Genomic DNA, 23,636 nt, shown 5'->3' with positions numbered 1-23,636 from the left:
TTGAGGCGTTAAATTAATATGCGGCTTATAGTATCATCCCCTTTCATCAAAATAGAATAGATACGATTAAAAGAAATACTATGGCTGTACAAGGGTTAATTGAGCAAGCAGAAAAGGCTCATAGAGATGGGCAATTGGACACTGCAGTAGACCTCTATTTACAAGCCAATAATCAATCGCAAACGGCAGATGCCTGGTTTGGGTTAGCCACTATTCACATGCAGCAGAACGAGCTTGCCAAAGCTGAAGCCTTTTTCGAAAATGCCCTCGCAATCGAACGCAATGCGCTAGACATTAACTTTAATTACCTTTTATGTTTGAGAGCCAGCAACAAATTTCAAGACGCTTCAGAAAGGCTCTACGAGCTTTCTGAAAACGTAGCAAAGTCTGACCCTATGATTGTGCCGTATGCTCAACTTGCCATATCGCTTTCAGCATTTGATTGGGTAATTCAATTGAGTAAACATTCACGTTGTACAGATCCTCACTTCATATTCTGCGTTGCTCAGGCCAGTATGAGACTAAACCTTTGGCAAGAAGCGATATCAAACTGGCAAAGACTGGATAAACAATTACCTAACAATCCGCAAATTTTAGATGGGCTTTCACAAAGCTTTGCAAGTACATTAAATTTTGACACTGCATTAGCATACTTCGAACGTTATCTATCTATAAACACATCAGAGAATGACTTAATTCGAGCTGCTGACCTGGCATTACTGGCCCAAGATATTCCAAAAGCGACACTTTATTTAGAACAAATAAGCGACCAAGGGACTGAAGCTGTATTAACACTAAAATGTAAGTTAGCGAGACTGTCAAACAATAAGGCAGACGCGATTCGCATCGCTAACCTATTAATAAAAATGCGGAATGATTGCTCATTCGCTTGGCAGGTCATTGGAGAGCTCGGTGACTCAGTTCAACTAGCACAATTACGAGCAAAACTTCCCGCCCTTGTGGCCTCTGCTACGACAACTGATTTCGAGAGGCAGCAAAATTTATACACTCTCGCAAAAGCACTAGAGAAAAATGAGCGTTTTGATGAAGCATTTTCTCGTTTCAAGTCAGCAAATGCATCGCAACAGCAGCTATTTTCTCTGCAAGGTGTTACATATTCACCTCCGGAAGAAGAGCGCCAATTAAAGAAAATCATGGCAATAACTTCCCCGAGTACTGGTCGACGAAGTGAACACACAAATAACGTTTTTATTGTAGGTATGCCCCGCTCAGGTACAACTTTAGTTAATAGGCTATTGAGCCAATTGCCTGATAGTCGCAGTGTTAATGAAAGTAATGGCATAGCGAGTTGTTTCCATAATCTTTTCTCTGGCAATTACACGGTAGAGATTGCCATTGAACATCTCCTTAGCCGAAAAGAGGAATATGTGAATGGATACAGACGTTACGTAAATGCTAAAGACGAAATCATCATAGACAAAATGCCTCATAACTTCAGATTCGTGGGTGGTATCTTATCAAGTTTCGATGATGCAAAAGTGATTCAAATGAGAAGACAGCCAAGCGACTTGGCGCTATCGATATTTAGTCAACAATTTAATCATTATCATGCTTACTCAACAGACCTAAAGCACATAGCGCACGCTATTTGGAATGCCAATAAATTAATGGATGTTTGGTCAAAGAAGTTTGAATCTAACGTACTAGACGTTGATTACGAAGAACTAGTGAGTAACCCACAAAAAGTCTGCCAACAAATATTTTCATTTTTAGGCTTTACATGGTCAGATAAGTTTCTCGACTTTTACAAGCAATCGGTATCTAGCTTTACGTTTAGTGAAGTTCAAGTAAGGCAACCAATTAACCGTAAAAAAATAAATTTTGCAGCGAAATACAAAAAGCAATTAGTCGAGTTTGAACAGGAATATCAAAGGTTACAAAGGTAGCCTTGTCGACCTTCAAGCCACAAAAGCCTCGCGTTAAAGGTTTCTTGAATTGCTTTACGTTCCTCACTAGACAACTCAGGGTGCCATATAGAAAAAATAAGCACCACCCTATCCTTTGACGATTGGTTTATCGCCTCGTGTTCAAAGGAATCGTCAAAGGCGACAAGCTTGCCTTCTTTCCATGTTTTTTTCTCTTCACCCACTCTAAGATACCCTTCTCCTGGAATAACTAAGGGTAAATGAATAGTTAGGCTATGGTTTGATGGTCCGTAATGAGGCGCAATGTGCTGTCCCGGCTTAAGGACAGACAAAAAAACTTCGTAAGGATTTTCATTTAAGCCATACAAAGGCAATCGTTTCAAAATCCCTATTGTCTTTTCAAATTTGGAAGTTAACACCTTGTTCTCAATCCCATTTTTAAAAAGGTGCAACGCCGTCCAATTCAAGCTTCCCGCTAGCTTTTCAAAGTTACGGGACGTGAAACCAGACTCTAAATAAGGCTCACCTGATAGGTAATCACGCTCTGTCAACGACAGAAACTCTCTCCTTATGACGTCAAAATTTTGCTCGACATATTCGCCTCCAAACGCTTCTGCAGACCAATACGGTTGAGCTTTCAAATGCGGAATATACAGCACGTTTGGCAATTGCTGCTTATGTTGATAATGAAACACTTCATCGTGAGTTTGGGGCCAAATAGCCTTGTATATAGAGTGTCTACTGGGCTCCTCTCCCACCGTTATTCGGTGAAGTTCACTGAAATGTTTGCGTAATATTTGGTTAGCTCTGTACGAGCGTTCTCGCGTCTGCGATTCAAGCTTTTCATCCCGATAAAAGTGTATCAAACGCGGGTCTTTATCTTGTCCTAATGACAAAATAGCTGTCGCCTTTGGGGTGTCGCCCACCTTGAAGAAAAAACAGCCAGCATATAAGTAAACTAAGACATTGGCGTCAAGGTGCTTTAAGCAAGTATCCCACGCGTTACTTGCTTCAACTTTTGTGCCCAACTGTTCAGCAAGAACAGCGAACCGATAAAGCTGAGATAAGTCATGCTGATTTTCCGCTGTATAAGCTTGTAATGCCCTAAAGCCTGCATCATTTTTCCCATCATTAAAAAGCGCGTCAATATGTTTAAGATCTGTCACATTTGCGCCCTTTTATTACCCAAGCAAGTAAGAGATTATCAGAAGAATACAGTGGTTCACTTGACACAGTTACAGGATACTTTCCTATTGCATTTACTAAGCAACTCAACGCAGCTTCATCTAGAGCGACGTTTTGTAATTGTTTCAAACGAGACTGCTCCGCAGTTAACTTGCCAAATAATCCATTTACGTGCTCAGAAGCTTCTTGAAAACGTTCTTTTGCTACAAAAGACACTATATAGTTAATAGTTGCAAATACATCTCCGGTAATAGATTTAGTCAGCCTTCCTTGCCTATTAGAGATTAGCGTTTGGCCCGCCGCTTCAAGCTCTTCTATTGTGATTCGCTGATCAACATAATTGGTCAACACACTGAGTAAACCATTTTTATCAACCAGCGAGCTAATCTCTTCAAGACGCATCATATTACTTTCTAATATTGCACTACCTGCGTGGTGCACTACCAACTGAAAGTGCCCACCAGCGACCAGCACTCGAACTAATTCCTCAAATGCTTTTACTTTATCGGCGTACTCAAAACCAAATTGACTAGTGATCCCTTGAAAAGAATCGTCTGCAAAAGGTAAAGCTGTTATATCAGTATTTCCTGAAAACTCTATCGACTCATGAGTTGGCAAATCAATGTCTGCATAGTCTACCCCAACAAACTTATGATCTTTCACCTTAGGTAACATACTCGCGATTGCGGCACCATTTCCTGTCGCTAAATCTAGTATGCGCCCTTCAGAGTGAATGTTCTCCATCCAAGATTGCCATAGGTTATCAAGTAATGTTTGATCTGCTTCATTTGCCATGAAACTGTGAGTTTTTTGCGTTTGCCAGTAGGTTGACCAAGCGCCTTGGTTTGTTTGCATTGTCATTTCGCGGGCACTACATCAAAAGGAGCAGTAAGTCTAAAAGTGTCTACATCTGCATTAAATGGCACTGTTCCATGCCACGTATAAGATGGGAAGAGCACTAACATGCCAGGGCTTGGTGAGACAATCTTCGCTATTTCTTCCCTTTCCCCCAATTGCATTGACGTTTCACCAAATTTAATCGCACCCGCATTATCGTGTTCTTGTTCAAACTGTGAAAAATTCGGCACATTGACATAGAAGGCTGAACTTATCCAACCTGCAGGGTGCACGTGGTTCACATGAAAGCCGTTAGGTTGTAATTTTACTGACCAAGAACCTGAAAATTCAAAGCGAGTAGATTTTCTACTTAATAACGGATGAGAGTTATCGGTTCGCATTGACGAGACATAATCAGAAACCACTTCCTGTAAACCTGCTTTAAACTGACTAATAACAGGGTTTCTTTTGTGCAGCAGTCGACCAGGTGTCTGAGATCCTAGTTTCAACGTTTGTTTGAGCGGCGCATTTTTCATATTGTGCATTGATACCAATACACTCTCTAATTCTTCTAAGTACTCACCAATTGTGTTGTACCCGTTTGGAACAGGTAATTGGTATGGACGAACAAAATCAGCGTAATTATTTAGCCATTCATGACGTTCGTCGCCAATTAGCCGCCATACTGTTCCTTTATAGGCGAGTAGCAACTGATGGTAAGGAGAAACTAATTCGGCTTTTTCTATAAGACTAAGCGCTCTTTCATAGTCACAGCTGACAATCGCTACATTAATAGCATCAAGTGCAAGGTCCATATCAAACTTGATAGCTAAACCAGCTTCGAATTCACTTGACGCGCTTTGATATTCCTTATCCCTTGCATACACTTTTCCAAGAAGGTGATGAAGACCACTGGTTTTACCCGCTTTCAGGCCTTTCTCTGCAATTTTACGTGCAAAGTCGAATTGATTTGAGGAAAATAGCAGTTCTCCATAACCTTGCTGTAGCGACAAATCATCAGGCATATGCTCTAGCGCTAGCTTGTAACTACTACCAAATTGGTCTTTTCGATTTAATTGCCAGTAAAACTCATTTAGCGTGTTATGGTAATTTACATCTGTGGGCTTTTTATTTAACGCGCTCCAGTAAAACTGCTCTGCATGCTGATAGTTTCCTTTTTCAAAAAGTGTATTTGCGATATTAAATTCTATTTCAGCAAGATTTGGTGCATGCTGTCTCGCTTGTTGGAAACACTGAAGTGCAAGTTCATGTTGCTCGGTTAATTTATAGCAAAGCCCCAAGTTATTCAGCGCATTAACATAACGAGGGTTATGCTGAAGTGCCGTTTTATATGATGCTATAGCTTCTAAGAGCCTGTCCTCGGCCATCAAAACATTGCCTTGAACGGTATGAAGAGAAAACGAACTTGGGGATAGTCTGATAGCATTTTCAATATATTTTGAAGCGCCACTGAAGTCTTTTTCCTCTAGCAGCGCAATTGCCAAGTTTTTCAACGCATCAACGTAGTTTTTATCGAGTAACAAGGCCTTCTTATAGTTCTCTACTGCTTCAGGAAGTTCGCCTAACGATTTTTGCAAATTTGCATAATTATTAAAAATGACAGCCTGATTACTATCAGCATCAATAGCCTTCTGGAAATAGTCTTTTGCTTGTGTTGAGTCGCCATAATTTTTATATGCCAATGCCCCTAAATGCAAAATATCGGCCTGCTTTGGAAACGTTGTTAAAAGCTCAGGGAGGATTCTAATGACATCATGAAATTTCTTCGACTGTAACTTTTGCTGAAGCGATTGTAGCGCAGTGGCTAACGACTGATTTTGATGATATTGCATACGACAAATGACTTGCTCAAACTGCCTTTATTCTAAAGAAAAACCTATGCTTTTCCACACTTAATTATGGGCAAAAAAAATGGCCAACTAATGTTGGCCATTTAATAACTCTATTTAACTAATGATTAGTTAAAAGTGTAAGTACCGCTGATGAAGAAGCGAGGACCCATTACGTCGTAAAGCTCTGGGAATGTGTTCGCTTGTTCTTGAGAATCACCAAGTGCTTGTGGCTCTTCGTCGAATGCGTTCTTAACACCGAAGTTAACTTTCATAGCGTCGCTGATGATGTAGCTAGCTGAAAGGTCAACGTAAACTTTAGAATCTAGTTCTGAAACAACTAAGTCAGAAGCAGATAGGTCTGGGTCAACCATTAATTGGTCATCTTCAGTTTCACCGATGTAACGAACTAATGCTGAAAGCGTTAGATCACCAGTTGTCCAGTTAATACGAGTATTAGATTGGAACTCTGGGCGTGGCGTACCACATGTGTTACCGAAGTAACCGTCACACTTGTTAACTTGGTCTGGTAACGAAGCAATCGGAGTGATTTCGAACTTGTCTAGGAACGTTGAACGGAATTGAACGTTTAAGCTAGAACCGTTACCGAAGAAACCGAAGTCGAACTCAGTGTTGTAAGTGATGTTGAAGTCAACACCTGAAGTTTCAATTAGACCGATGTTTTCGTTAAGAGACTTAACAAGTGAAACGTTACCGTCTGCACGACGAGTAATGTTTTGACACGTTACGTCATTGATATCTTGAACAACGTTGTAACATACGTTAAGCGTGTTGTTTACACCGAAAGATGCGATTGCGTCTTCAATTTCGATTGAGAAGTAATCGATAGTGAAGTCAAGGCCGTCCATTGGTTGAACAACTAAACCTACAGTGTATGTATCTGAAGTTTCTTCAGAAAGGTTTTCGTTACCACCGAATGAACCTTCAATTTGTGAGTTAGCTTGTTCGAAGTTACCCACCATACCAGCTGGAACACCTGTAGCTTCACAAAGCGCTACGTCAGTAACACCAGGTTGGAAACCGTTTGATGCACATGGATCTGTTGCACCTGGGAAGCCGTTAGAAGCACCTAAGAATAACTCAGTTACGTTAGGAGCACGTACCGCTTGTTGGTAACCGAAACGAGCAGAAACCCACTCAGTTGGCGCCCAGTTAATAGCTGTTGCGAAAGATTCAACGTTACCGATGTTAGAGTAATCTGCGAAACGCGCAGCACCCCATAGGCTTAAGTCTTCAGCGAATGTTTTACCCGCTAGAACTGGAATTGAAATCTCTGTGAAGAATTCATCAGAAGAGTATTGACCTACTGTTGCGTTACCAGCGTTGAAACCTAGTACGTCACCTGCAGATAAGAACTCATCTGGACGGAAAGATGATTCGTCTTGACGCTTCTCGTAACCGAATACAACACCAATTGGCTCTTGAGCGCCCGGTAGTGTCCAAGGAGTAGTACCAGCAACGTTCGCCATGAATACTTCTTGCGTAATGTTAGTTACGTTAGCAGCACCAACGTTTACGAAATCAACAGCTTCTTGAGAGATGTTACCAGCACCGAAGATGTTCATAGGAACACAGCCGCCAGAAGTATCTTGACACGCTGTACCATCGTCAGTAACTAAAACTGCTTGCTTGAAGCGAGACGCTGAAACGTCATTGTTTAGAAGGTTAGTTTGGTCAAGCATTGCGCGGCTGTAGTATACATCGTATGACCAATCGTCATTAATGTAACCGTCAATACCTACTAAGATACGGAATGCATCACGAGTATCAATTGCTTGACGAGGACCATTCTCAACCATACGGCGACCGATGAACACATCGTAGTTACCGTTTTCGTTCAAGCTACCGCTGTTAAGGAATGCTTGTTGTGTTTCTGGCGTGAAGAAAGCACTGTTAGGGTTAACTTCGATAGTAGTGAACGCTGGAGTTGGCGCTAACTGTTGTGGAACTTCGTTACGGATGAAAGAAAGCTCTGAGTAAATGCGAGTTTCATCGTTGATGTAGAAGTGAGCAAATGCACTTGCTGAGTAACGCTCTTGTGGTAACTGTAAGTAGTTATCAGGTGCGTAGTTGAAACGTGAAGAAGGCTCAACCCATGGTAAACCACCACCGTTTTCGTCGAAAGTACCTACAACAGTACCGTCAGCTAATACAACATCGCCAGCGAAAATACGAGTACCTGGTACACCAGATGAACCACCTGGAACTAGCTCGTCACCGCTTTCAGTTAACGCAACGCTTGAGAAGTCACGCTCACCTTGGAATAATTCTTCACGCTTAGAGTAACCTAAGTAGATTACTGCGTTACCACGGTCGTCAGCAAAGTTGCCACCTAAAGTCATATCTAGGTTGAATTTCTCTGCATCGCCTTCTTCTGTGATATCGTAAAGAGTTGAGAATTCAACGCCTTCGAAATCATCTTTCATGTTGAAGTTAACAACACCACCTAACGCGTCTGAACCGTATACAGCAGAAGCACCACCAGTGATGATTTCAACGTTCTCGATTAGAGATGCAGGGATAGTGTTTAAGTCAACAACACCCGCTTGGCTTGCTGGAACCCAACGACGGCCGTTAACCATAACTAGTGTACGAGAATCGCCTAAACCACGTAAATCAACACGTGCAGTACCGTCACCTGGGTTGTTTGAGCTTGGACCGAAAGAAGGAAGAGTTGATGGTAACTCAGCTAGCTTTTGCTCAACGTTTAAGTTACCTGAGATTGCGAATTCTTGTGCGTCTACTTCGATGATAGGCGTTACAGCCGTTAATTCTTGACGCTTGATACGAGAACCAGTTACCTGGATGCGCTCTACGCTTTCGCCTTCTGCAGCTTCTTCAGCGAATGCAACTGAAGCAGGCATTGCCATTGCTGTAGTCGCAGCACCAGCCGCAATAGCAAGTCTTACAGCTCGTGTAAGCTTATTACTTTGATACATTGTATACTCCCTGGATCACTTTCGTGATTTTAGTTTTTGAGTTCAAGGCTATGTTGCCTTGTTGATTTTTATGTCGGTCTAGGACCTGATCTGTCGCCAATGATATTAAACGCATTCCGTTTACAGCGTCAACACCATTTATAACTAATGGGTTACAAATATAACGATAAGTTACGATGGGTTACATATTTTAACATTTAGCACTGCTCAAATATCCATCACCCAAAACTGTTTTATCAGACAAATAGTCGCCAATAGCACTAATCAGACCAGACATTTTCCATCACTCGACAGCACGTAAAAAGAACAACGTAACTCATTGTAATAAAACATTTTTACAAAATTTTAACATTTGAGTTTTGTATTGAAAATATCTGTTAAGAGTTCATCGACAGCATGAATTTTCGACGCCAACCCGACGTAAAGAAATTTGAACGTTTTACGAGATATACCTCGATGACAAAATTGTAACACACCGGAGAATATATAGACTCCAAGCATTTTTTGCTCTAAGCCCTCATCAAATACAGATTTATCTTGATAATAACGTTAAATAAATCAATGGTTCTAAACCGGTTATGCTAGTATTAGCCTTTCGTTTTCTGGAGGGATTAATACATGGAACCAATGTTAGACGCCACAATGTGGGTAACCATATTGAGCGTAGGCTTTATCGCTGGTTTCATTGATGCTGTTGCAGGTGGTGGAGGTATGCTAACTGTGCCGACTTTACTTGCGTCTGGACTTCCCCCTCACGTTACATTAGGCACAAATAAGTTAGCGTCTACCTTTGGTTCATCGATCGCTTCTTATACCTTTTATCGCAAAAAGCTATTTAGTCCGTCATTTTGGCGTTATGCACTGATTTATACCGCCATTGGCAGTATTCTAGGCACAGTTATTGTCAGTTACATTGACACTGAGCTACTCGAAAAAGGGCTACCTATTCTTATTATGGCAACGGCTATCTATACGCTGCTAGCGAAGAATGTAGCAACGGATAATGTTGATTTACCTTCAAACATGGCTTGGCTGAAGACAAAACAAGCCATTCAAGGCATCGTTCTTGGTTTGTATGATGGTGTTGCAGGTCCAGGCACTGGCGCTTTTTGGGTTACCTCCAGTAGCATTTTGTACAAAGTAAATTTACTACTGAGTAGTGGATTAGCCCGTTCATGCAATTTTGTGAGTAACATATGCTCACTAGTTACCTTTATTTACTTGGGGCACGTCAATATTCTTTTGGGTTTATCCATGGGGATTTTTCTCATGCTTGGAGCATGGGTTGGCGCGCACTCTGCCATTAAATTTGGTAGCAAGTTTATTCGACCGGTCTTCACGCTTGTCGTTGTTATTCTCTCTTTAAACCTAGCTTATAACGCTTGGTTTTAATCTAAAAACTTATGAGAACTAATTCAAAGTTACTATCGAAACTTGCTGAGCTTATTGCACAGATAAAGAATGATGCAATGAGCCTACAAAAGACAAAAAGCAGTAATAGTTATTCCGAACGCTACATTATCGAAAACAATATATTTGCTACCAGAAGCTATGAGTACCTTGACTATATTTCAGAGACTGAAAACAAGCTAAAGCAGCTTGAACAATGCTTAAACAAGCAACAAATGACTTATGCTGCAACTCTCGCGGAACAAATTGAAAACCAGTGCGGGGCTTTGGTGACTGCAATAGCAAGCCATCAAACCCGACAAAAGAAAATAAGGGCGGCGACACCCAGCTTTAAGCAGAATAAATATAAAAAAATTGCACAAAAAGTGATGCTTCCTACTCACGCACTATATGCGAAGCTTGCTGAGCACCACGAATTTGAGCGTCGCCTAGCTTTAATGATCACAGAGCGCGAATACGAACGTGCAAAAGCAAAACAAGAGAAAGCAGCCCAATTAAGTGCCGAGATACTAGCACTTCACCAAAGGTTGGGACGATGTAGAAAAGCCATTTCGACGATCGAACGGGATATTGAAATGGCGGAGAAGCGACCTTCATAGCAAGATCGCTCATCGAGTCAGTTAACGTTTATTAAAATAATAACCTAATGCTTGATGAACATTGTCAGGTAGTTCAGGTAAAGCATCAGTTGGTAACAGAAAAGTCGCCAGGTTAAAAAAGTCTTTGTAGATACGGTTACTTTCTGTTGTACGCTTTAAATAGTCATGCCCTGATGAGCCACCAGTACCTATTTTACTACCAAGCATTCGTTGAACCATCATCATGTGTTTATAACGCCATAGTGTTAACTGTTCGTCAATTTCCGTTAAACAAGTTATAAACTGAAACGGTAAATTAAACATAGGCTTATCGCGATACATGCTGATAAAGAGAGCCGACAGTGTTGCCCTTTGTGTCAATCTAAAGCGCCCTGCACTTCTTACTTCGTTAAATAACTTTTCATCTAACAAGGCTTCAAAATTAGCTCGCGTAGAAGCATGCTCTTTAAGTTGTTGAGAGAGCTCTTTTTCAGAGAGCATTTCATTTTGGTTGATAATCTCAAGTTCTTGGTCGAGCATTTTGTGGGTGGCGTCTTGGTACAACTGCCAAAACTTAAAATCTTCAAACTCCAAAAACGGCATTCTTTCCAGCCAAGACTCTACACGGTCAAACAAACTCGGCTGTTGCTCAAGCCCCTCAAGGAACTCTCTATGGTCATCGGTTAAGCGGTTGTAAAAAGATTGTTTATCGAAATCGATACGATACTTAGACTTCAGACCTAAAGATATTTCTAGCACCTTGAATTGGATGCTTTGAAAACCCGAAGCTGGTACCAAATAGTTCCTGAATGACAAAAAGTCTTGTGGCGTCATCGTTTCCATAACTTCAATTTGTTGGTTCAATAACGCTTGAATTTTAATGACGCGTTTTAGACGGTGAACTACCTGTGTCAACTGCTCATCTTTGACATCGTCTCTAGCAAAAACTTGCATCACACTATGAAGCTCATGCAATATTTGTTTAAACCATAGCTCGTAAGCTTGATGCACAATAATAAACAAGGTTTCATCATGCGCCTCATCACCGTAATTTCCGCTAACCGGTTTTTGGCTATCTAAGAATTTTTCTAATTGTAAATAATCGCCGTAGTAACATGGCTTAATTGTTTTCTTCATACTCTCGGTAAAGATTGTTTCCCCATCAATTTTATACACGGTAATTCACCAGAATGGTTAGCTTTTTTTCTTAAGTCGCGTTACGCTTTAGCCATGAATGAAAATCAATGAGGATAGTAATGAAGATTTCCGACGACATTCACAATTATTATGAAAACCTAGTCATTGCGCATTTTAGTGAGCTCAATATTGATGAGAAGCATGACGCCGACTATATCGCCGACTTAACCTGTATTGTCCTTAACCAGTTACCTACTCGCTATATTCGTCACGAAGTAGATATGGCTTTCTATTTGCCCGCATCTGAGCGGTTTGAAATGGAGAGTAAAGTGAAAGTAGCCGTGCAAAAAGGCATGGAATTTATGGAAGCACATCAAGACTCATAAAATGGCCTCCTATTGACGATTAAAACGCTTGGTCGATAAGTAGGTGCTCTAAAATCTTTTCTACTTGCTTATCGGCTTCATTAAACTTTATTCCAACAAACACTTTTCCCTGCTCAAATCGGCTATTGCATACCAATGCTGGAATTTCTATCTTCTCGTCTTCGCGCAGCGCAAGACTAATCATCACATCAGTTTTATTCACTTTTAGCTTTTCGTTTTCAGTTTGAAACGAGAATCCGCACCCTGATGCGGATATATCGCTAATTATACCTTCGATGCGGTGCTGTCCCTCTTGTCTGTTCGTTGTAGACCAAATAGAGGCTGGAATATGCGTAGTAAACCTTTGATGCGTGCGTAGTTCGCGCGACTCTATTTTTTGCGGATAATCGAGAAAAAGTAATGTATGAGGATGTTTAGTGATGTGCTTAATAGCCGCTTTAAATGCATAGCACTTCCCTGTGGTCCCCTCGACTATATATCGCACTATGACAATATTACCCTCAACCAAGATATTTTTGAGGCCGCTTGCTGTCGTAATTTCTGGCGGTCGAACCAATATATACTTACCGATCTCATAGCCAACGAGTAATGCTTTTAAGCGTGTATTTACGGGGTGCGTGAGCTGTATATCCATCGCCTTACCAGGCGTTAACTCGAAGAAAGTGTCAACTTTTTCAGCAGACAACGACATTCTTTACATCCTTAATTTATTACTTCACCGGAACAGTCTAACGACAAATGAGTAAAAGGTTAAGGTTGAGATTTTCTAGTGAGGAAGAAAAGTTGGGTGGTCACCCTTCCAGCCACACCCCGGCACATGAGTCGTCTGCTACGGTTGCTCCCTTCCGGGCCTGGCCGGGTTTACAGAGTATCATTGCGAGGGGACCGAAAGGGTCACCATAAAACTATCCGGTGGGTTACCAAGATAACGGCGCGAATTATCGCTAAAGCACAGCATGGTTGCAAGAACTTAGTGCTATTCTCTATACCGCTTGGGGATTTTTTGCACAGGCGGTGTCAAAATACGACTTTACTCTCACCAATTCTTCGTCTATGTCGCCTGAAATGTTCATCGCTTTATGAAACTTCAATTCTTTTTTGTCGAAATGAAAACTGACAGGAACAACGGGGACGTTTGCTTTTTTTGCGATATATAGGAAGCCTTTTTTCCACTCTTTCGTTTTACTGCGCGTACCTTCTGGCGCAAGTCCCAGTGCGAGCTTTTCTTTACGTTCAAACTCTTTTGCCATTTGCTCTACCACGCCGTGTGGACAACTCCTGTCAATAGGTATGCCGCCTAACTTAAGCAGCAAACCACGAACAGGAAATATAAAAATGGACGCTTTTCCCATAAAAGATACTTTCAACTGTAAATGAAGCATCGCACAGAGTGCGATTATGAAGTCCCAGTTTGATGTATGTGGCGCTACCGCAAAAACAACTTTAGGGTGGGCTGGCAACTCACCCGTTATTTTCCAACCCATGACTTCTAGGATATAGGTCCCAATCTTAGCGAGGATAGGCCTATTTTCAGTGGCCATTTCCTCGGGAACAACCGGTGAAATCATGATGCATTGGCTTCAGCACGTGCTAATGCGTCACTGAATTCCAATAAGAAAGATTTAATAATTAACAAGTTATCTTTACCAATACGAAGCAATAGCTTTTCTGCTTCCGGCATCGATTCAAATGCTTCGTTTTCATACTTGTACATTACACTGGGTCTAACTAACGTTAGCGTATCTTTTGGGATTTCCATATCTAGTACACGGACGATAGCATCTTGAAGCGTCTCAGAAAAATCTGAATCCGGGTAACCAAGCTCAGCATAGGCTTCATTAATCAGCGGTTTTAATTCCACATACCAAGCCGCTAGGCGCTCTGGCTCAAAAGAGCGCATTAAATCAACATAGGTACTAAAACGCTTAGTCTGCGATTCATCCCAAAGCCAAGTGGCTTGACCACCTTCAGCAGGCCGATCTTCGATTGCAGAAAACTTGATACTTGGATTAACGAGTGGGCTATATTCATATGCTAAGTTGCCTTGAGCAAAGTTATCGGTAAATACCACTAAGCGGCGCACCATATCGTCATCAATCACGAGTTTTAATAGCTCCTTGCGCCAGGTTAGTGACACTAACTGCTCTTTTAGCCAGCTGTCACTTTCATTAAGTTCAGGCAAAGGATTTATCACTTCCTCAACGGGCTCAGGCTCTACCTCTATCGGCGGTAATTCAACCGGAATTGGCTCTGGCGCAACTTCGGGTTCTGGCTCAGGTTCTGTCACTGGCTCAGGAACAACAACAGGTTCAGGAGCTACAACAGCGTCTGGTTCTTTCGGTTTCTCAACACTCAAATAGTAATAAATAGGCAAGACGATGGCGGCGACAACAATAACAACGACGGCCCAGATCACAGTCTTGTTATCTTTCTTTTGAATGTCATCAATGCCAGGTGAGGTTTGATTTTCCATAAATTTTACTTCTAATTTTCTAATCGGAATACAACAGCACTACCTTTAAGTGTAGCTAGCCCACGGAAATTGTTCGTTTATTTAGACCAAATTTTCTTAGAAAGTTTAACAAATTAGGAAAAAAAAAGAGAAGCAATGCTTCTCTTTTTCGTAACGACTTGTAATTTGTTATTACGTTGCGTCTGCTTGATTTTCAGGTACCGCTTTATCGAACGCAGAAAGCGCAAGGCAATTTTCAACCACTTTAGTAATTAGTGGATAGGCACTCATATCAACATCAAATCTATTGGCGTTATAAACCTGTGGTACTAAACATAAATCAGCAACACTAACACGATTACCGAATGAAAAGTCTCCTGCAAATTTCTCCAGTTGCCTTTCATAAGCGGCAAACCCTGTATGCATCCAATCATGCACCCACTGCATCTTTTGTTTGTCATCAACACCTAGCTCTTTAACGAGATATTGTTGAACGCGCAAGTTGTTAAGAGGGTGCACTTCACACGCTATATCAAGTGCCATCGCTCTTACTCTTGCAGCATCTTCTATGTTGTCAGGGTATAACGAATGACTTGGATATTTTTGCTCTAGGTAGTCGATAATGGCCATTGATTGATTAAGAACCAAGTCACCATCCACAAGCGTTGGTACTAAGTGTGTAGGGTTCATCGCTACATAATCAGCCTTGTGCTGCTCACCGCCCTCTTTAACGAGGTGCACAGGAATTGACTCAAAGTTAATGCCCTTGATGTGCATGGCGATTCGAACGCGATAAGCCGCTGAAGAGCGCCAATATCCGTATAGCTTCATGCTACTTAAGCTCCTTTATACTCAACAACAGTTTGATCAATTGAGCCGAAAATCGTATTGCCTTCTTCATCGAACATTTCAATACGAACCTTGTCGCCAAACTGCATAAATGAAGTGCTTGGCTTACCGTCTGCAATGATTTCTAACATGCGCTTTTCAGCTAAACAGCTTGAGCCTGCTGAACGATCATAGTTTGAAATAGTACCAGAACCAACAATTGCACCCGCAGACAAAGGACGAGTTTTCGCTGCATGTGCAACAATTGTTGGGAAATCAAACGTCATATCAACGCCACAGTTTGGCTGACCAAACAACTCGTCGTTCAAATGCGTCGTTAATGGTAAATGAATTTTTTTACCGTTCCATGCATCACCAAGCTCATCTGGTGTTACGGCCACAGGAGAAAATGCGCTTGAAGGCTTACTTGAAAAGAAGCCAAAGCCTTTTGCTAGCTCGCCTGGAATTAAGTTACGCAGTGAAACATCGTTAACTAGCATCAGTAATTTAATGTGTGACTCTGCTTGTTCTGGCGAAGCCCCCATTGGCACGTCGTCCGTAATCACAGCAACTTCAGATTCGAAATCAATACCAAAGTCTTCAGAAGCTACTGGAATGTCATCGCGTGGGCCAATAAATGCATCAGAACCGCCTTGATACATTAAAGGGTCAGTCCAAAATGTCTCTGGCATTTCTGCATTACGCGCTTTGCGGACAAGCTCTACATGGTTTACGTAAGCACTGCCATCAGCCCACTGGTAAGCACGTGGCAACGGCGATTCACAGTGTGCTTCATCAAAATCAACAGCACCTTCAACAGCACCATCATTTAACTGTGCATAAACAGCTTCTAATTTTGGCGAAATTGTCGCCCAGTCATCAATTGCTTGTTGCATCGTATTCGCGATATTTGTCACCGCTACAGCCTTCGATAAGTCGCGACTAACTACAACAAGTTGGCCATCACGTGTGTTGTTCTTCAACGTTGCTAATTTCATAGTGATCCTTAGTAATTCTTATGCGCTTCCAATAAACAATGGAAGAAAGGATAAAATATTGATGCCGATTTTACGTTAAAGCCATTGAAATACTAGCCTTTACCCAAATTCAGGCACACCAATAATTCGTTAGTATTAGTTTACAAAAGGTAATCACGCGAGAATAAAGCGCTGAAAAAGAAAAAACGCCAGTAAACGGTGTGTTTCACTGGCGTTTTGGATAAATCACGTAATTAAATCTTTACGGTTTTTTTGTTGATGTCATACTCTCGAAGCTTATTGGCAATAGCTGTATGACTTAAACCAAGCTTCTTGGCAAGCTGTCTTGTGCTTGGATATGCCGGGTATAACTTTCGCAGTAAATCAGCTTCAAATTTTTTCACCGCGCCATCAAGCGTACCTTCGAATTCCTGCTCTAGATATCCATGTTCTCTTGTGTATGAAGGCAGCTGCAGATGCGACGTTTCAATACTTGTACCTTCCAACAATGAAACAGCGCGAATAAGCACATTTTCTAATTGACGGACATTACCTGGCCACGGGTAGTGCTCAATAAAGTCACGACAATCATCTGTCATGGTGAGGTTGTATTTCCCAATCACTTGACCAGCTTTAGTGATAAAGTGCTCAGCCAAAGGTAAGATATCAGGGCGACGCTCTCGCAAGGAAGGGATATTTAATCCCAACACATTCAAGCGATAATATAAGTCTTCACGAAATTCACCCGTTGACACCAAATTGAGTAGATCTTTATTTGTGGAGCTAATAAAGCGCACATTGACTTTAATTTCTTGCTCATCATCTACACGCCTAAAGCTGCCGTCTTGAATAACGCGTAATAGTTTGATTTGGAGCTTAGAGGACATTTCCCCCACTTCATCTAGGAAAATGGTACCGCCGTCGGCACTTTCAAATAATCCGCGTTTTGCCGGTTTACTACCTTGGGCACCGGTGCCGAACAATTCAGACTCTGCAACATCATCCGGCAATGACGCACAATTAAGCGTCATAAATGGGTGCTCTGCCCTGTCACTTGCATCGTGACACGCTTTCGCAATGAGTTCCTTGCCTACACCTGTTTCACCAATCACCAACATAGACGAATCCAGAAGTGCCATTCGTTTAGCCTCACGAACCACTTTTTTCATTGCACTACTAGCAGTTTGAATACCAGAAAAAGTGTTTTCATTGTTCTGTTTAAACGCGCTTATTTGCTGGCCAAGGCGAGCCTCTGACTTCAGTATCAGCACGGCACCTGCATTAACAGGGTTGCCTTCCTCATCCGAAACATTAATTGGTAGAATGTCGGCAACGAAGTCTTCTTCTTTGAATTTTATGCGGCGAGTTTGAGCGAGAATATCATCGCCTTCAAGCCAGCGCGTAATATTAAAACCTTTGATCCATTGACCAGCAGGCTCTCCCACCAGCTCTTTAATATGCTCGCCCAAAATAGAGCATCCAATATCATTAACGCCACGGATGTTTCCGCGCGTATCCACTGAAATGAAAGGATCAGGAAAGGTTTTAATTAAGGTAGCCAATTCATTACGTTCGCGCTCTGATGGCATAAATGGAGTTGTTTTAACATCCTCTACGCCTTCGATAAGACGTAACTGAGGCATAAAGCTTTGTAGTTCAGAAAAATCTAAATCCGGAATATGCACAAAAATATGCCCGGTTTCAGTCACTGCATCAATACCTTTGATATTGATTTTGTGTTCAACAAAGACGCCTAACACTTGCTGTGCAATACCTACACGGTCTTCGCAAACAATTTCCAAACGCATAAAAAAGCCCCCACTGAATTTAGCTGGGGGCTATTGTAAACTAATTTTTACAAGAATAAAGCTTTTCGTGCAGAGCAGCTTATTCTTCTAGTAACTTGTCTGTTTTCGCTGCGCAAATAAAGTCATTTTTATGAAGACCTTTAATTGAATGACTCCACCAAGTGACAGTTACCTTGCCCCACTCGAGTAAAATGGCTGGATGATGGAACTCTTCTTCTGCAAGTTCTGACACTTTATTAGCGAATGCCCATGCAAGCTTGTAATTTTTAAACTTGTAAACACGCTCGAGCATCATGATGCCATCACGTACTTCTGGTACCCAATCAGGAATTTCCTTGATCAATACAGCTAACTCTTCGTCAGTAACTTTCGGTGCATCAACGTGACAGGCTTCACACTTTTGTGCTGTTAAATTTGAACTCATTATTTGTCCTTAACTGGCAATTTTTTCTTTTGGTGGAAATTTAGGTGCATGAAGACCTAATGCTTTAGCTTGCTCAACCAAGCTCATTAAATCTAGCGCACGAATAGCATCTAGATCAGACATTTTTTCAATCATGAAGTATATCGGCTGCATAATGTCGATACGATATGGTGTACGCAGCACATCTACAACTTGCTCTTCATTGGTCAGGAAGCGTCGCTCTGCGTTGCCGTCTTGCATGGCATAAGCCGTCTCGCCCGGCGAAGACAGGATACCGCCACCGTATATTCTTAAGCCGTCAGGCGTGCTCATCAAGCCAAACTCAACAGTGAACCAATATAGGCGCGCTAAGAAAACCCGATCTTCTTTCGATGCAGCAAGACCTAGCTTGCCATATGCTTCTGTGAACTTGGCGAATGCAGGGTGCGTTAGCATGGCGCAATGGCCAAATATTTCGTGAAAAATATCCGGCTCTTGCAGATAGTCAAATTCCTCTTTGCTGCGAATAAACGTAGCAACAGGGAATTTCCTTTCTGAAAGCAGTCTGAAGAATTCGCCAAAGCCAATCAACGCCGGTACTGCTGCGCATTCCCAGCCAGTCTCTGCGCGTAAAACTTTGCTAACTTCTTCCAACTGTGGCACGCGATCTAGCGGTAGGTTAAGTTTTTCTAACCCCACCATGTATTCGTCGCACGCTTTGCCTTCTATACATTTAAGCTGACGCTCAATTAGCGCAGCCCAAGTGTCGTTCTCTTCCTCAGTCCAATGGATAAAGCCGCTTGCATCAGCTTCTTTGGAGACATATTTAGTCGCCTTGCCCATTTGTAATAACCTTCTTATCTTTATTCGTGGCGAGCCACTTTAGTTGCCCTCATATTAAGTGATGGTTATTTACGAAGGAAAGACACAAAGGGTTGGTCAAAAGTTAAACAAATATCAATGCCGTACAATTTTATGTACGGGAATTGTCAATTTACTACTTTTCAGCTGTCGGTTTCATTAACTGCTTTATCTGCCCGACAATCTCACGTCTAACCTGCGAAAGCTTAGGTGCGTTATCATCAAATGGGATAGGACGGCACAAATAAATAGTTTTCAAACCAAGACGAGCCGTAAGCATGCCCGCTCCTAAACCTTGCGCTAACCGACCAGAGAGCTTACCGAGCATATCTGCACCTAACATATCAGCACTAACGTCAGCAACAACTTCTGAAGCGCCTGCAAATATCATATTAAAAATAACTTGCTTCACTAATTTTATGCGACTCCAGTAACCGAGTTTCAGTCCGTATAGCCCTGCAATTTTGTCAACGAGAGCAAGATTTCGCCAAAGCATGATAAGCATATCCAATACAGCGACTGGACTCAGTGCCACAAGTACCACTGATTCAGAGGAAAACCGGGCGACTGCTGCTAATGCCTTTTCATCAGTCTCACTCAGTACTTGCCTGCTGTATAACTCTACGACCTCTTTGTCACTGAAATGCTCGGCTAAAGATTTTTCCCATTTTTGTTGTTGTGCTGCCGATAAGTCATTCGATAATGATTTTGTTAACTTAGTCACTACCTTTTCTGCGTTACCATGTGCATCACTCTCAAGCAATTTTGCAAGCTCTTCTCTGATTTGATCTCGCTGCTTTAGCTGCTTTAATCCAACAAACTCTCTTACCAGTGAGGCACCAGCAAGAAAACCAACTAGACCCAGTAACCCTGCGTAAAGTGAGGTAGTAATTGGGGCCTCTGTAAAACCCGTTACAAAAAAGTCTGCTAATTCTAATGTAACGACAAGTAGCACAATAAACGTGAGCAAGCGCCAAACGACGTTATTACTTTGTGCAGACTGTGTACACTCTTCAGCAAACGCTGAGTCATCTGCAACCTCTTCAGCCTGCCATTCATCGTTATCGACAATGACCTGCTGTTCAATCGGTAGAGATTTATTTTCGCCAGCATCAATCTCTTTTTCTTCAAATAAAATTTGCTGTTGAAAGTCAGTTGGTTTACTCATGACATCTTATCTCCGAGTAAAAATTGTAAGACTTGATCCATTCTCAAATGCGGCAATACTTCATGACGTGCTATCGAGGTTGCAGGTAAAAACTCGATAAAATTAAACTGATGTTGCTGCCAAAATGCATCCGTGGGTAATTTTTCAGGCACAGTACCGGGAAACAATGTTACCGTTTTATTGGTATCTTTTTGACGACCGCTAATGACTGGCAGTGCTCGCCCATCGGCCTTTGCCTTGCCATTCTGTGTAGTTTTTACAGATGCAATGGCCAATGTTTTCATATCGATGGCATCAAAATTAAGTTTCTGTTTCGTTTGATGGATTAACTGATTTAACAAACTCGTTAAATTCACATGTTGCTCGGCAGTGATATGATCAGCTTTCGTAGCGGCAAACAACAACTTATCAATTTTAGGGGAAAACAAGCGGCTCAAGATAGTTGATTGGCCATATTGGTAACTTTCCATAATCATATTGATGGCCATTTTTAAATCTTCAAAGCTCTCCTTACCGTTATTTAGTGGAGTCAAGCAATCCGCCAGCACAATTTGGCGATCAAAATTAACAAAATGCTGCTTGTAAAAACGCTTAACCACTCTTTCTCTGTACTCCAGAAAACGTGCCCGTAGCATGCCAATTAACGAGCTATCCTCAGCATTTTGATAGTCATTGCCATCCACCTCATCGATACTAATAAACGGGAAAAACTCGAGTATCGGTGCACCTGCTAGTTCGCCAGGTAAAATAAAACGCCCTGGTTGTATAACCGATAAGCCTAACTTTTCTCGAAATATTTTTAGTAACCCGGCATATTCTTTTGCTAACTCAGCAATCTGCTCCTCATCTGCTGGTGCAAATGGATCGAGAGCAGCAACCTTATCTAGCCAGTGTTGTGCGAATTCTTTTCTAGGAGCTTGCTGTAATAGCGCTACCATTTTTTCTGACCACTCTTCATAAGTGACAGATAACATAGGAAGGTCTAAAAGCCACTCACCAGGGTAATCAGTGATATCTAGAGTCAGCGTCGCCATATCGGTCGCATATTTAAGCAGAGAGTCTTTGGGCTTGTATTTAATCGCTAACCTAAGCTCACTTATTCCTTGCGTTGGTTCAGGCCACTTCGGCGGTTCTTCCGCGAAAGCGCTCATGCCCTCCTCATATGTAAAACGAGCAATATCTATATTCTTTTGAGCCTCGCGTTTAGCGGCTATAAAACGACCTTGCGAGACTGGATTGAAAAAGCTCAGCTGTGAATCAGCTCCCTCATTTATCAGTTGATTAACCAGAGAAGTAATAAAAGCGGTTTTACCGCTTCTGCTCAAGCCGGTAACAGCCAAGTTTACATGTTGATCAACGGTACGATTGAGCAGGTCACCTGCCTTTGCTTTGATAGTGTCGAGAGTATTACTGCTTAAAATTGACATAGTGTGCACACAAAAAGGCGCTATTTTGATTTCGATGGTATCGGTTTTTACCGATAGATAACAAGTATTTAATGGGAAAAATAAAGCGACTCTATGAGTCGCTTTATAGTTTATTGATTTCCCGAGATACAGTGAACTCTGGGGATGTCACATATCTTTCCATAGTACGAAGCTGCTTTTCCATATTGGTAAACTTACGTCGAATATCATGGAATGCTTGTTTTGGCGGTTCTCCTGCCTGCCAAATTCTCGCTTTAACCTTAATTGGCTCGGAGTCGATATCGTCACTTTTCGGTTCTGACTTTTTGCTAGTAAAACCGTGTTCTTTGCTTTCGGCTTCTGCGGCTGTCGCAGGCTTCTTATCCAAGATAAACCATGCAGCAACATATAAGAACACTAACCATGGCATGCCAAACAAAACACCAGATACCACCAAAATACGGATCAACCAAGTTTCCCAGCTGAAGTAGTCTGCAATCCCTGCACACACTCCAGCTATTTTACCTTGGCTCGGAATGCGATATAACTCGCCTTTTCGTCTGCCACTCATACCTTGTTTCTCCAATCAGGTGATTCCGCATCTAAAATTGCTTCTAACGTTTTAATACGGTCTGACATTTTGTCAGCTAACTCCGCAAGTTCAGACAGTTGCGTATATTCCTCTTCGCTCAGGCCCTGGCTAATCTGGCGCTTACTACGGTAATGTAAAATTAACCATATTGGCGCAACAATCAGCATAAAAATGATCAACGGGGCTACAATAATCTCTTCCACGATACCTCTCCTTCTTCGACGTTATGCTGATGAATTATTTTTCTTCTTTTGAGTTTAGCTTAGCTTTTAGTGCTTCTAACTCATTATCAATATTTTCATCATTTTCCAACTCTGCAATTTCGTCTGACAAAGACTTACTGCCTAGGTCATGCGCTTCCACCTGCGCTTCTAAATCGTCAATTTTACGCTCGTAGCGGTCGAATCGGCTCAACGCATCGTCAATTTTATTGCTATCAACATTGCGCTTCACTTTTAAACGACTGCTCGCCGTTTTTTCACGCATAATGATTGCTTTCTGACGCGCTTTAGCGTCCGCTAATTTTTCTTGTAGCTGTGTAATCTCGTCTTGAAGCTTTGCGATATGCTCATCAACGTGTGCTAGCTCATCCTCCAGTGCTGCTGCACTGTCTGCGGCCTTACCTCTTTCCACTAATGCTGCACGTGCTAAATCTTCACGTCCCTTGCTTAATGCTAGCTCTGCTTTTTCCTGCCACTGTTCTGCGTCTTTCTGGTAACGCGCTATTTGACGAGCCAACTCTTTCTTATCAGCTAGAGTTTTTGCTGAGCTTGAGCGCACTTCAACAAGCGTGTCTTCCATTTCTTGAATGATAAGGCGAACCATCTTTTCTGGATCTTCAGCCTTATCTAGTAATGAATTAATGTTTGAATTAATGATGTCTGTAAACCGTGAAAAAATACCCATAACATC

At 41.8% G+C, this 23,636-nt stretch carries 22 protein-coding genes and 1 other RNA gene; 4 read left to right on the top strand and 19 right to left on the bottom strand.

The window, feature by feature from the left end; all coding sequences use genetic code 11:
* Positions 1-80: 80 nt before the first annotated feature.
* A complete protein-coding gene (locus ACFSJY_RS08495) occupies positions 81-1,907 on the top strand; it encodes a tetratricopeptide repeat-containing sulfotransferase family protein (RefSeq protein ID WP_386033237.1) in 1,827 nt (608 codons plus the stop codon).
* On the opposite strand, the gene ACFSJY_RS08490 is transcribed toward ACFSJY_RS08495, so the two are convergent.
* The 4 genes from ACFSJY_RS08490 to ACFSJY_RS08475 all read right to left on the bottom strand — a co-directional run bounded on the left by ACFSJY_RS08490 (position 1,889) and on the right by ACFSJY_RS08475 (position 8,718).
* The gene (locus tag ACFSJY_RS08490; protein ID WP_386033235.1) at positions 1,889-3,052 is read right to left on the bottom strand and encodes an aspartyl/asparaginyl beta-hydroxylase domain-containing protein; all 1,164 of its coding nucleotides are present in this window, start codon (positions 3,050-3,052) and stop codon (positions 1,889-1,891) included. The genes ACFSJY_RS08495 and ACFSJY_RS08490 overlap by 19 nt on opposite strands.
* On the bottom strand, positions 3,039-3,926 hold the full coding sequence (locus tag ACFSJY_RS08485) for a class I SAM-dependent methyltransferase (protein WP_386033233.1): 888 nt from the start codon (positions 3,924-3,926) through the stop codon (positions 3,039-3,041). The genes ACFSJY_RS08490 and ACFSJY_RS08485 overlap by 14 nt, the downstream gene beginning before the upstream one ends.
* A 2-nt stretch (positions 3,927-3,928) precedes the next feature.
* Complete coding sequence (locus tag ACFSJY_RS08480; protein WP_386033231.1) at positions 3,929-5,761, bottom strand: tetratricopeptide repeat protein; 1,833 nt, start codon at positions 5,759-5,761, stop codon at positions 3,929-3,931.
* A 125-nt stretch (positions 5,762-5,886) separates the two neighbouring features.
* Complete coding sequence (locus ACFSJY_RS08475) at positions 5,887-8,718, bottom strand: TonB-dependent receptor domain-containing protein (RefSeq protein ID WP_386033229.1); 2,832 nt, start codon at positions 8,716-8,718, stop codon at positions 5,887-5,889.
* Positions 8,719-9,336: 618 nt separating this feature from the next.
* Here ACFSJY_RS08475 and ACFSJY_RS08470 point away from each other — a divergent pair.
* Both ACFSJY_RS08470 and priC read left to right on the top strand, forming a co-directional pair.
* Positions 9,337-10,110: a TSUP family transporter gene (locus ACFSJY_RS08470; protein WP_386033227.1), complete on the top strand. Its 774-nt coding sequence runs from the start codon at positions 9,337-9,339 to the stop codon at positions 10,108-10,110.
* An 11-nt stretch (positions 10,111-10,121) separates the two neighbouring features.
* Positions 10,122-10,727, top strand: a complete 606-nt coding sequence (gene priC, locus ACFSJY_RS08465) for a primosomal replication protein PriC (protein WP_386033225.1) — start codon at positions 10,122-10,124, stop codon at positions 10,725-10,727.
* Positions 10,728-10,748: 21 nt separating this feature from the next.
* On the opposite strand, the gene ACFSJY_RS08460 is transcribed toward priC, so the two are convergent.
* Positions 10,749-11,843: a tryptophan 2,3-dioxygenase family protein gene (locus ACFSJY_RS08460; protein WP_386034989.1), complete on the bottom strand. Its 1,095-nt coding sequence runs from the start codon at positions 11,841-11,843 to the stop codon at positions 10,749-10,751.
* A 119-nt stretch (positions 11,844-11,962) separates the two neighbouring features.
* Here ACFSJY_RS08460 and ACFSJY_RS08455 point away from each other — a divergent pair, with 119 nt between their 5' ends.
* A complete protein-coding gene (locus ACFSJY_RS08455; RefSeq protein WP_386033223.1) occupies positions 11,963-12,229 on the top strand; it encodes a late competence development ComFB family protein in 267 nt (88 codons plus the stop codon).
* Positions 12,230-12,248: 19 nt separating this feature from the next.
* On the opposite strand, the gene ACFSJY_RS08450 is transcribed toward ACFSJY_RS08455, so the two are convergent.
* From ACFSJY_RS08450 to pspA, 14 genes are all read right to left on the bottom strand, one after another.
* Positions 12,249-12,920 carry a flagellar brake protein gene (locus ACFSJY_RS08450; protein ID WP_386033221.1) on the bottom strand — a complete coding sequence of 224 codons (672 nt, stop codon included), beginning with the start codon at positions 12,918-12,920 and terminating at the stop codon, positions 12,249-12,251.
* A gap of 103 nt (positions 12,921-13,023) precedes the next feature.
* Positions 13,024-13,120: signal recognition particle sRNA small type (gene ffs, locus ACFSJY_RS08445), an RNA gene on the bottom strand.
* Positions 13,121-13,212: 92 nt separating this feature from the next.
* A complete protein-coding gene (locus ACFSJY_RS08440; RefSeq protein ID WP_386033219.1) occupies positions 13,213-13,797 on the bottom strand; it encodes a 1-acyl-sn-glycerol-3-phosphate acyltransferase in 585 nt (194 codons plus the stop codon).
* Complete coding sequence (locus tag ACFSJY_RS08435; RefSeq protein WP_386033217.1) at positions 13,794-14,702, bottom strand: DUF3014 domain-containing protein; 909 nt, start codon at positions 14,700-14,702, stop codon at positions 13,794-13,796. Before ACFSJY_RS08435 ends, ACFSJY_RS08440 begins: the two co-directional genes overlap by 4 nt.
* A 171-nt stretch (positions 14,703-14,873) precedes the next feature.
* Positions 14,874-15,512, bottom strand: a complete 639-nt coding sequence (gene maiA / locus ACFSJY_RS08430; protein ID WP_386033215.1) for a maleylacetoacetate isomerase — start codon at positions 15,510-15,512, stop codon at positions 14,874-14,876.
* Positions 15,513-15,517: 5 nt separating this feature from the next.
* Positions 15,518-16,507, bottom strand: a complete 990-nt coding sequence (locus ACFSJY_RS08425; RefSeq protein ID WP_386033213.1) for a fumarylacetoacetate hydrolase family protein — start codon at positions 16,505-16,507, stop codon at positions 15,518-15,520.
* A 233-nt stretch (positions 16,508-16,740) separates the two neighbouring features.
* Entirely contained in the window at positions 16,741-18,294 is a 1,554-nt protein-coding gene (tyrR, locus tag ACFSJY_RS08420) for a transcriptional regulator TyrR (RefSeq protein ID WP_386033211.1), read from the bottom strand.
* Between the two features lie 79 nt (positions 18,295-18,373).
* The gene (locus tag ACFSJY_RS08415) at positions 18,374-18,718 is read right to left on the bottom strand and encodes a 4a-hydroxytetrahydrobiopterin dehydratase (RefSeq protein WP_386033209.1); all 345 of its coding nucleotides are present in this window, start codon (positions 18,716-18,718) and stop codon (positions 18,374-18,376) included.
* Positions 18,719-18,727: 9 nt separating this feature from the next.
* Entirely contained in the window at positions 18,728-19,540 is an 813-nt protein-coding gene (gene phhA / locus ACFSJY_RS08410) for a phenylalanine 4-monooxygenase (RefSeq protein WP_386033207.1), read from the bottom strand.
* A 154-nt stretch (positions 19,541-19,694) separates the two neighbouring features.
* Positions 19,695-20,726: a YcjF family protein gene (locus tag ACFSJY_RS08405; protein WP_386033205.1), complete on the bottom strand. Its 1,032-nt coding sequence runs from the start codon at positions 20,724-20,726 to the stop codon at positions 19,695-19,697.
* Positions 20,723-22,153, bottom strand: coding sequence for a YcjX family GTP-binding protein (locus tag ACFSJY_RS08400; protein WP_386033203.1), 1,431 nt, complete (start codon positions 22,151-22,153; stop codon positions 20,723-20,725). The genes ACFSJY_RS08405 and ACFSJY_RS08400 overlap by 4 nt, the downstream gene beginning before the upstream one ends.
* A gap of 103 nt (positions 22,154-22,256) precedes the next feature.
* Positions 22,257-22,703, bottom strand: a complete 447-nt coding sequence (gene pspC, locus ACFSJY_RS08395) for an envelope stress response membrane protein PspC (RefSeq protein WP_386033201.1) — start codon at positions 22,701-22,703, stop codon at positions 22,257-22,259.
* A complete protein-coding gene (gene pspB / locus ACFSJY_RS08390; RefSeq protein ID WP_386033199.1) occupies positions 22,700-22,927 on the bottom strand; it encodes an envelope stress response membrane protein PspB in 228 nt (75 codons plus the stop codon). The genes pspC and pspB overlap by 4 nt, the downstream gene beginning before the upstream one ends.
* Before the next feature lie 34 nt (positions 22,928-22,961).
* Positions 22,962-23,630, bottom strand: coding sequence for a phage shock protein PspA (pspA, locus tag ACFSJY_RS08385; RefSeq protein ID WP_386033197.1), 669 nt, complete (start codon positions 23,628-23,630; stop codon positions 22,962-22,964).
* Positions 23,631-23,636 lie beyond the last annotated feature (6 nt).

The organism is Thalassotalea euphylliae, assembly GCF_042682785.1.
Taxonomy (GTDB): domain Bacteria; phylum Pseudomonadota; class Gammaproteobacteria; order Enterobacterales; family Alteromonadaceae; genus Thalassotalea_F; species Thalassotalea_F euphylliae.
The sequence above is the reverse complement of the archived record's forward strand: the minus strand, read 5'-3'. Positions and strand labels throughout refer to the sequence as shown.

What these genes read in the sequence shown, in the direction of transcription:
- ACFSJY_RS08485 (WP_386033233.1), bottom strand. Translation starts at nt 3,926, where the DNA reads ATGCAAACAAACCAAGGCGCTTGGTCAACCTACTGGCAAACGCAAAAA.
- priC (WP_386033225.1), top strand. Translation starts at nt 10,122, where the DNA reads ATGAGAACTAATTCAAAGTTACTATCGAAACTTGCTGAGCTTATTGCA.
- ACFSJY_RS08480 (WP_386033231.1), bottom strand. Translation starts at nt 5,761, where the DNA reads ATGCAATATCATCAAAATCAGTCGTTAGCCACTGCGCTACAATCGCTT.
- ACFSJY_RS08415 (WP_386033209.1), bottom strand. Translation starts at nt 18,718, where the DNA reads ATGAGTTCAAATTTAACAGCACAAAAGTGTGAAGCCTGTCACGTTGAT.
- tyrR (WP_386033211.1), bottom strand. Translation starts at nt 18,294, where the DNA reads ATGCGTTTGGAAATTGTTTGCGAAGACCGTGTAGGTATTGCACAGCAA.
- ACFSJY_RS08405 (WP_386033205.1), bottom strand. Translation starts at nt 20,726, where the DNA reads ATGAGTAAACCAACTGACTTTCAACAGCAAATTTTATTTGAAGAAAAA.
- ACFSJY_RS08440 (WP_386033219.1), bottom strand. Translation starts at nt 13,797, where the DNA reads ATGATTTCACCGGTTGTTCCCGAGGAAATGGCCACTGAAAATAGGCCT.
- pspC (WP_386033201.1), bottom strand. Translation starts at nt 22,703, where the DNA reads ATGAGTGGCAGACGAAAAGGCGAGTTATATCGCATTCCGAGCCAAGGT.
- ACFSJY_RS08435 (WP_386033217.1), bottom strand. Translation starts at nt 14,702, where the DNA reads ATGGAAAATCAAACCTCACCTGGCATTGATGACATTCAAAAGAAAGAT.
- pspA (WP_386033197.1), bottom strand. Translation starts at nt 23,630, where the DNA reads ATGGGTATTTTTTCACGGTTTACAGACATCATTAATTCAAACATTAAT.
- ACFSJY_RS08470 (WP_386033227.1), top strand. Translation starts at nt 9,337, where the DNA reads ATGGAACCAATGTTAGACGCCACAATGTGGGTAACCATATTGAGCGTA.
- phhA (WP_386033207.1), bottom strand. Translation starts at nt 19,540, where the DNA reads ATGGGCAAGGCGACTAAATATGTCTCCAAAGAAGCTGATGCAAGCGGC.
- ACFSJY_RS08450 (WP_386033221.1), bottom strand. Translation starts at nt 12,920, where the DNA reads ATGTCGTTGTCTGCTGAAAAAGTTGACACTTTCTTCGAGTTAACGCCT.
- ACFSJY_RS08460 (WP_386034989.1), bottom strand. Translation starts at nt 11,843, where the DNA reads ATGAAGAAAACAATTAAGCCATGTTACTACGGCGATTATTTACAATTA.
- ACFSJY_RS08495 (WP_386033237.1), top strand. Translation starts at nt 81, where the DNA reads ATGGCTGTACAAGGGTTAATTGAGCAAGCAGAAAAGGCTCATAGAGAT.
- maiA (WP_386033215.1), bottom strand. Translation starts at nt 15,512, where the DNA reads ATGAAGCTATACGGATATTGGCGCTCTTCAGCGGCTTATCGCGTTCGA.
- ACFSJY_RS08400 (WP_386033203.1), bottom strand. Translation starts at nt 22,153, where the DNA reads ATGTCAATTTTAAGCAGTAATACTCTCGACACTATCAAAGCAAAGGCA.
- ACFSJY_RS08425 (WP_386033213.1), bottom strand. Translation starts at nt 16,507, where the DNA reads ATGAAATTAGCAACGTTGAAGAACAACACACGTGATGGCCAACTTGTT.
- ACFSJY_RS08475 (WP_386033229.1), bottom strand. Translation starts at nt 8,718, where the DNA reads ATGTATCAAAGTAATAAGCTTACACGAGCTGTAAGACTTGCTATTGCG.
- ACFSJY_RS08455 (WP_386033223.1), top strand. Translation starts at nt 11,963, where the DNA reads ATGAAGATTTCCGACGACATTCACAATTATTATGAAAACCTAGTCATT.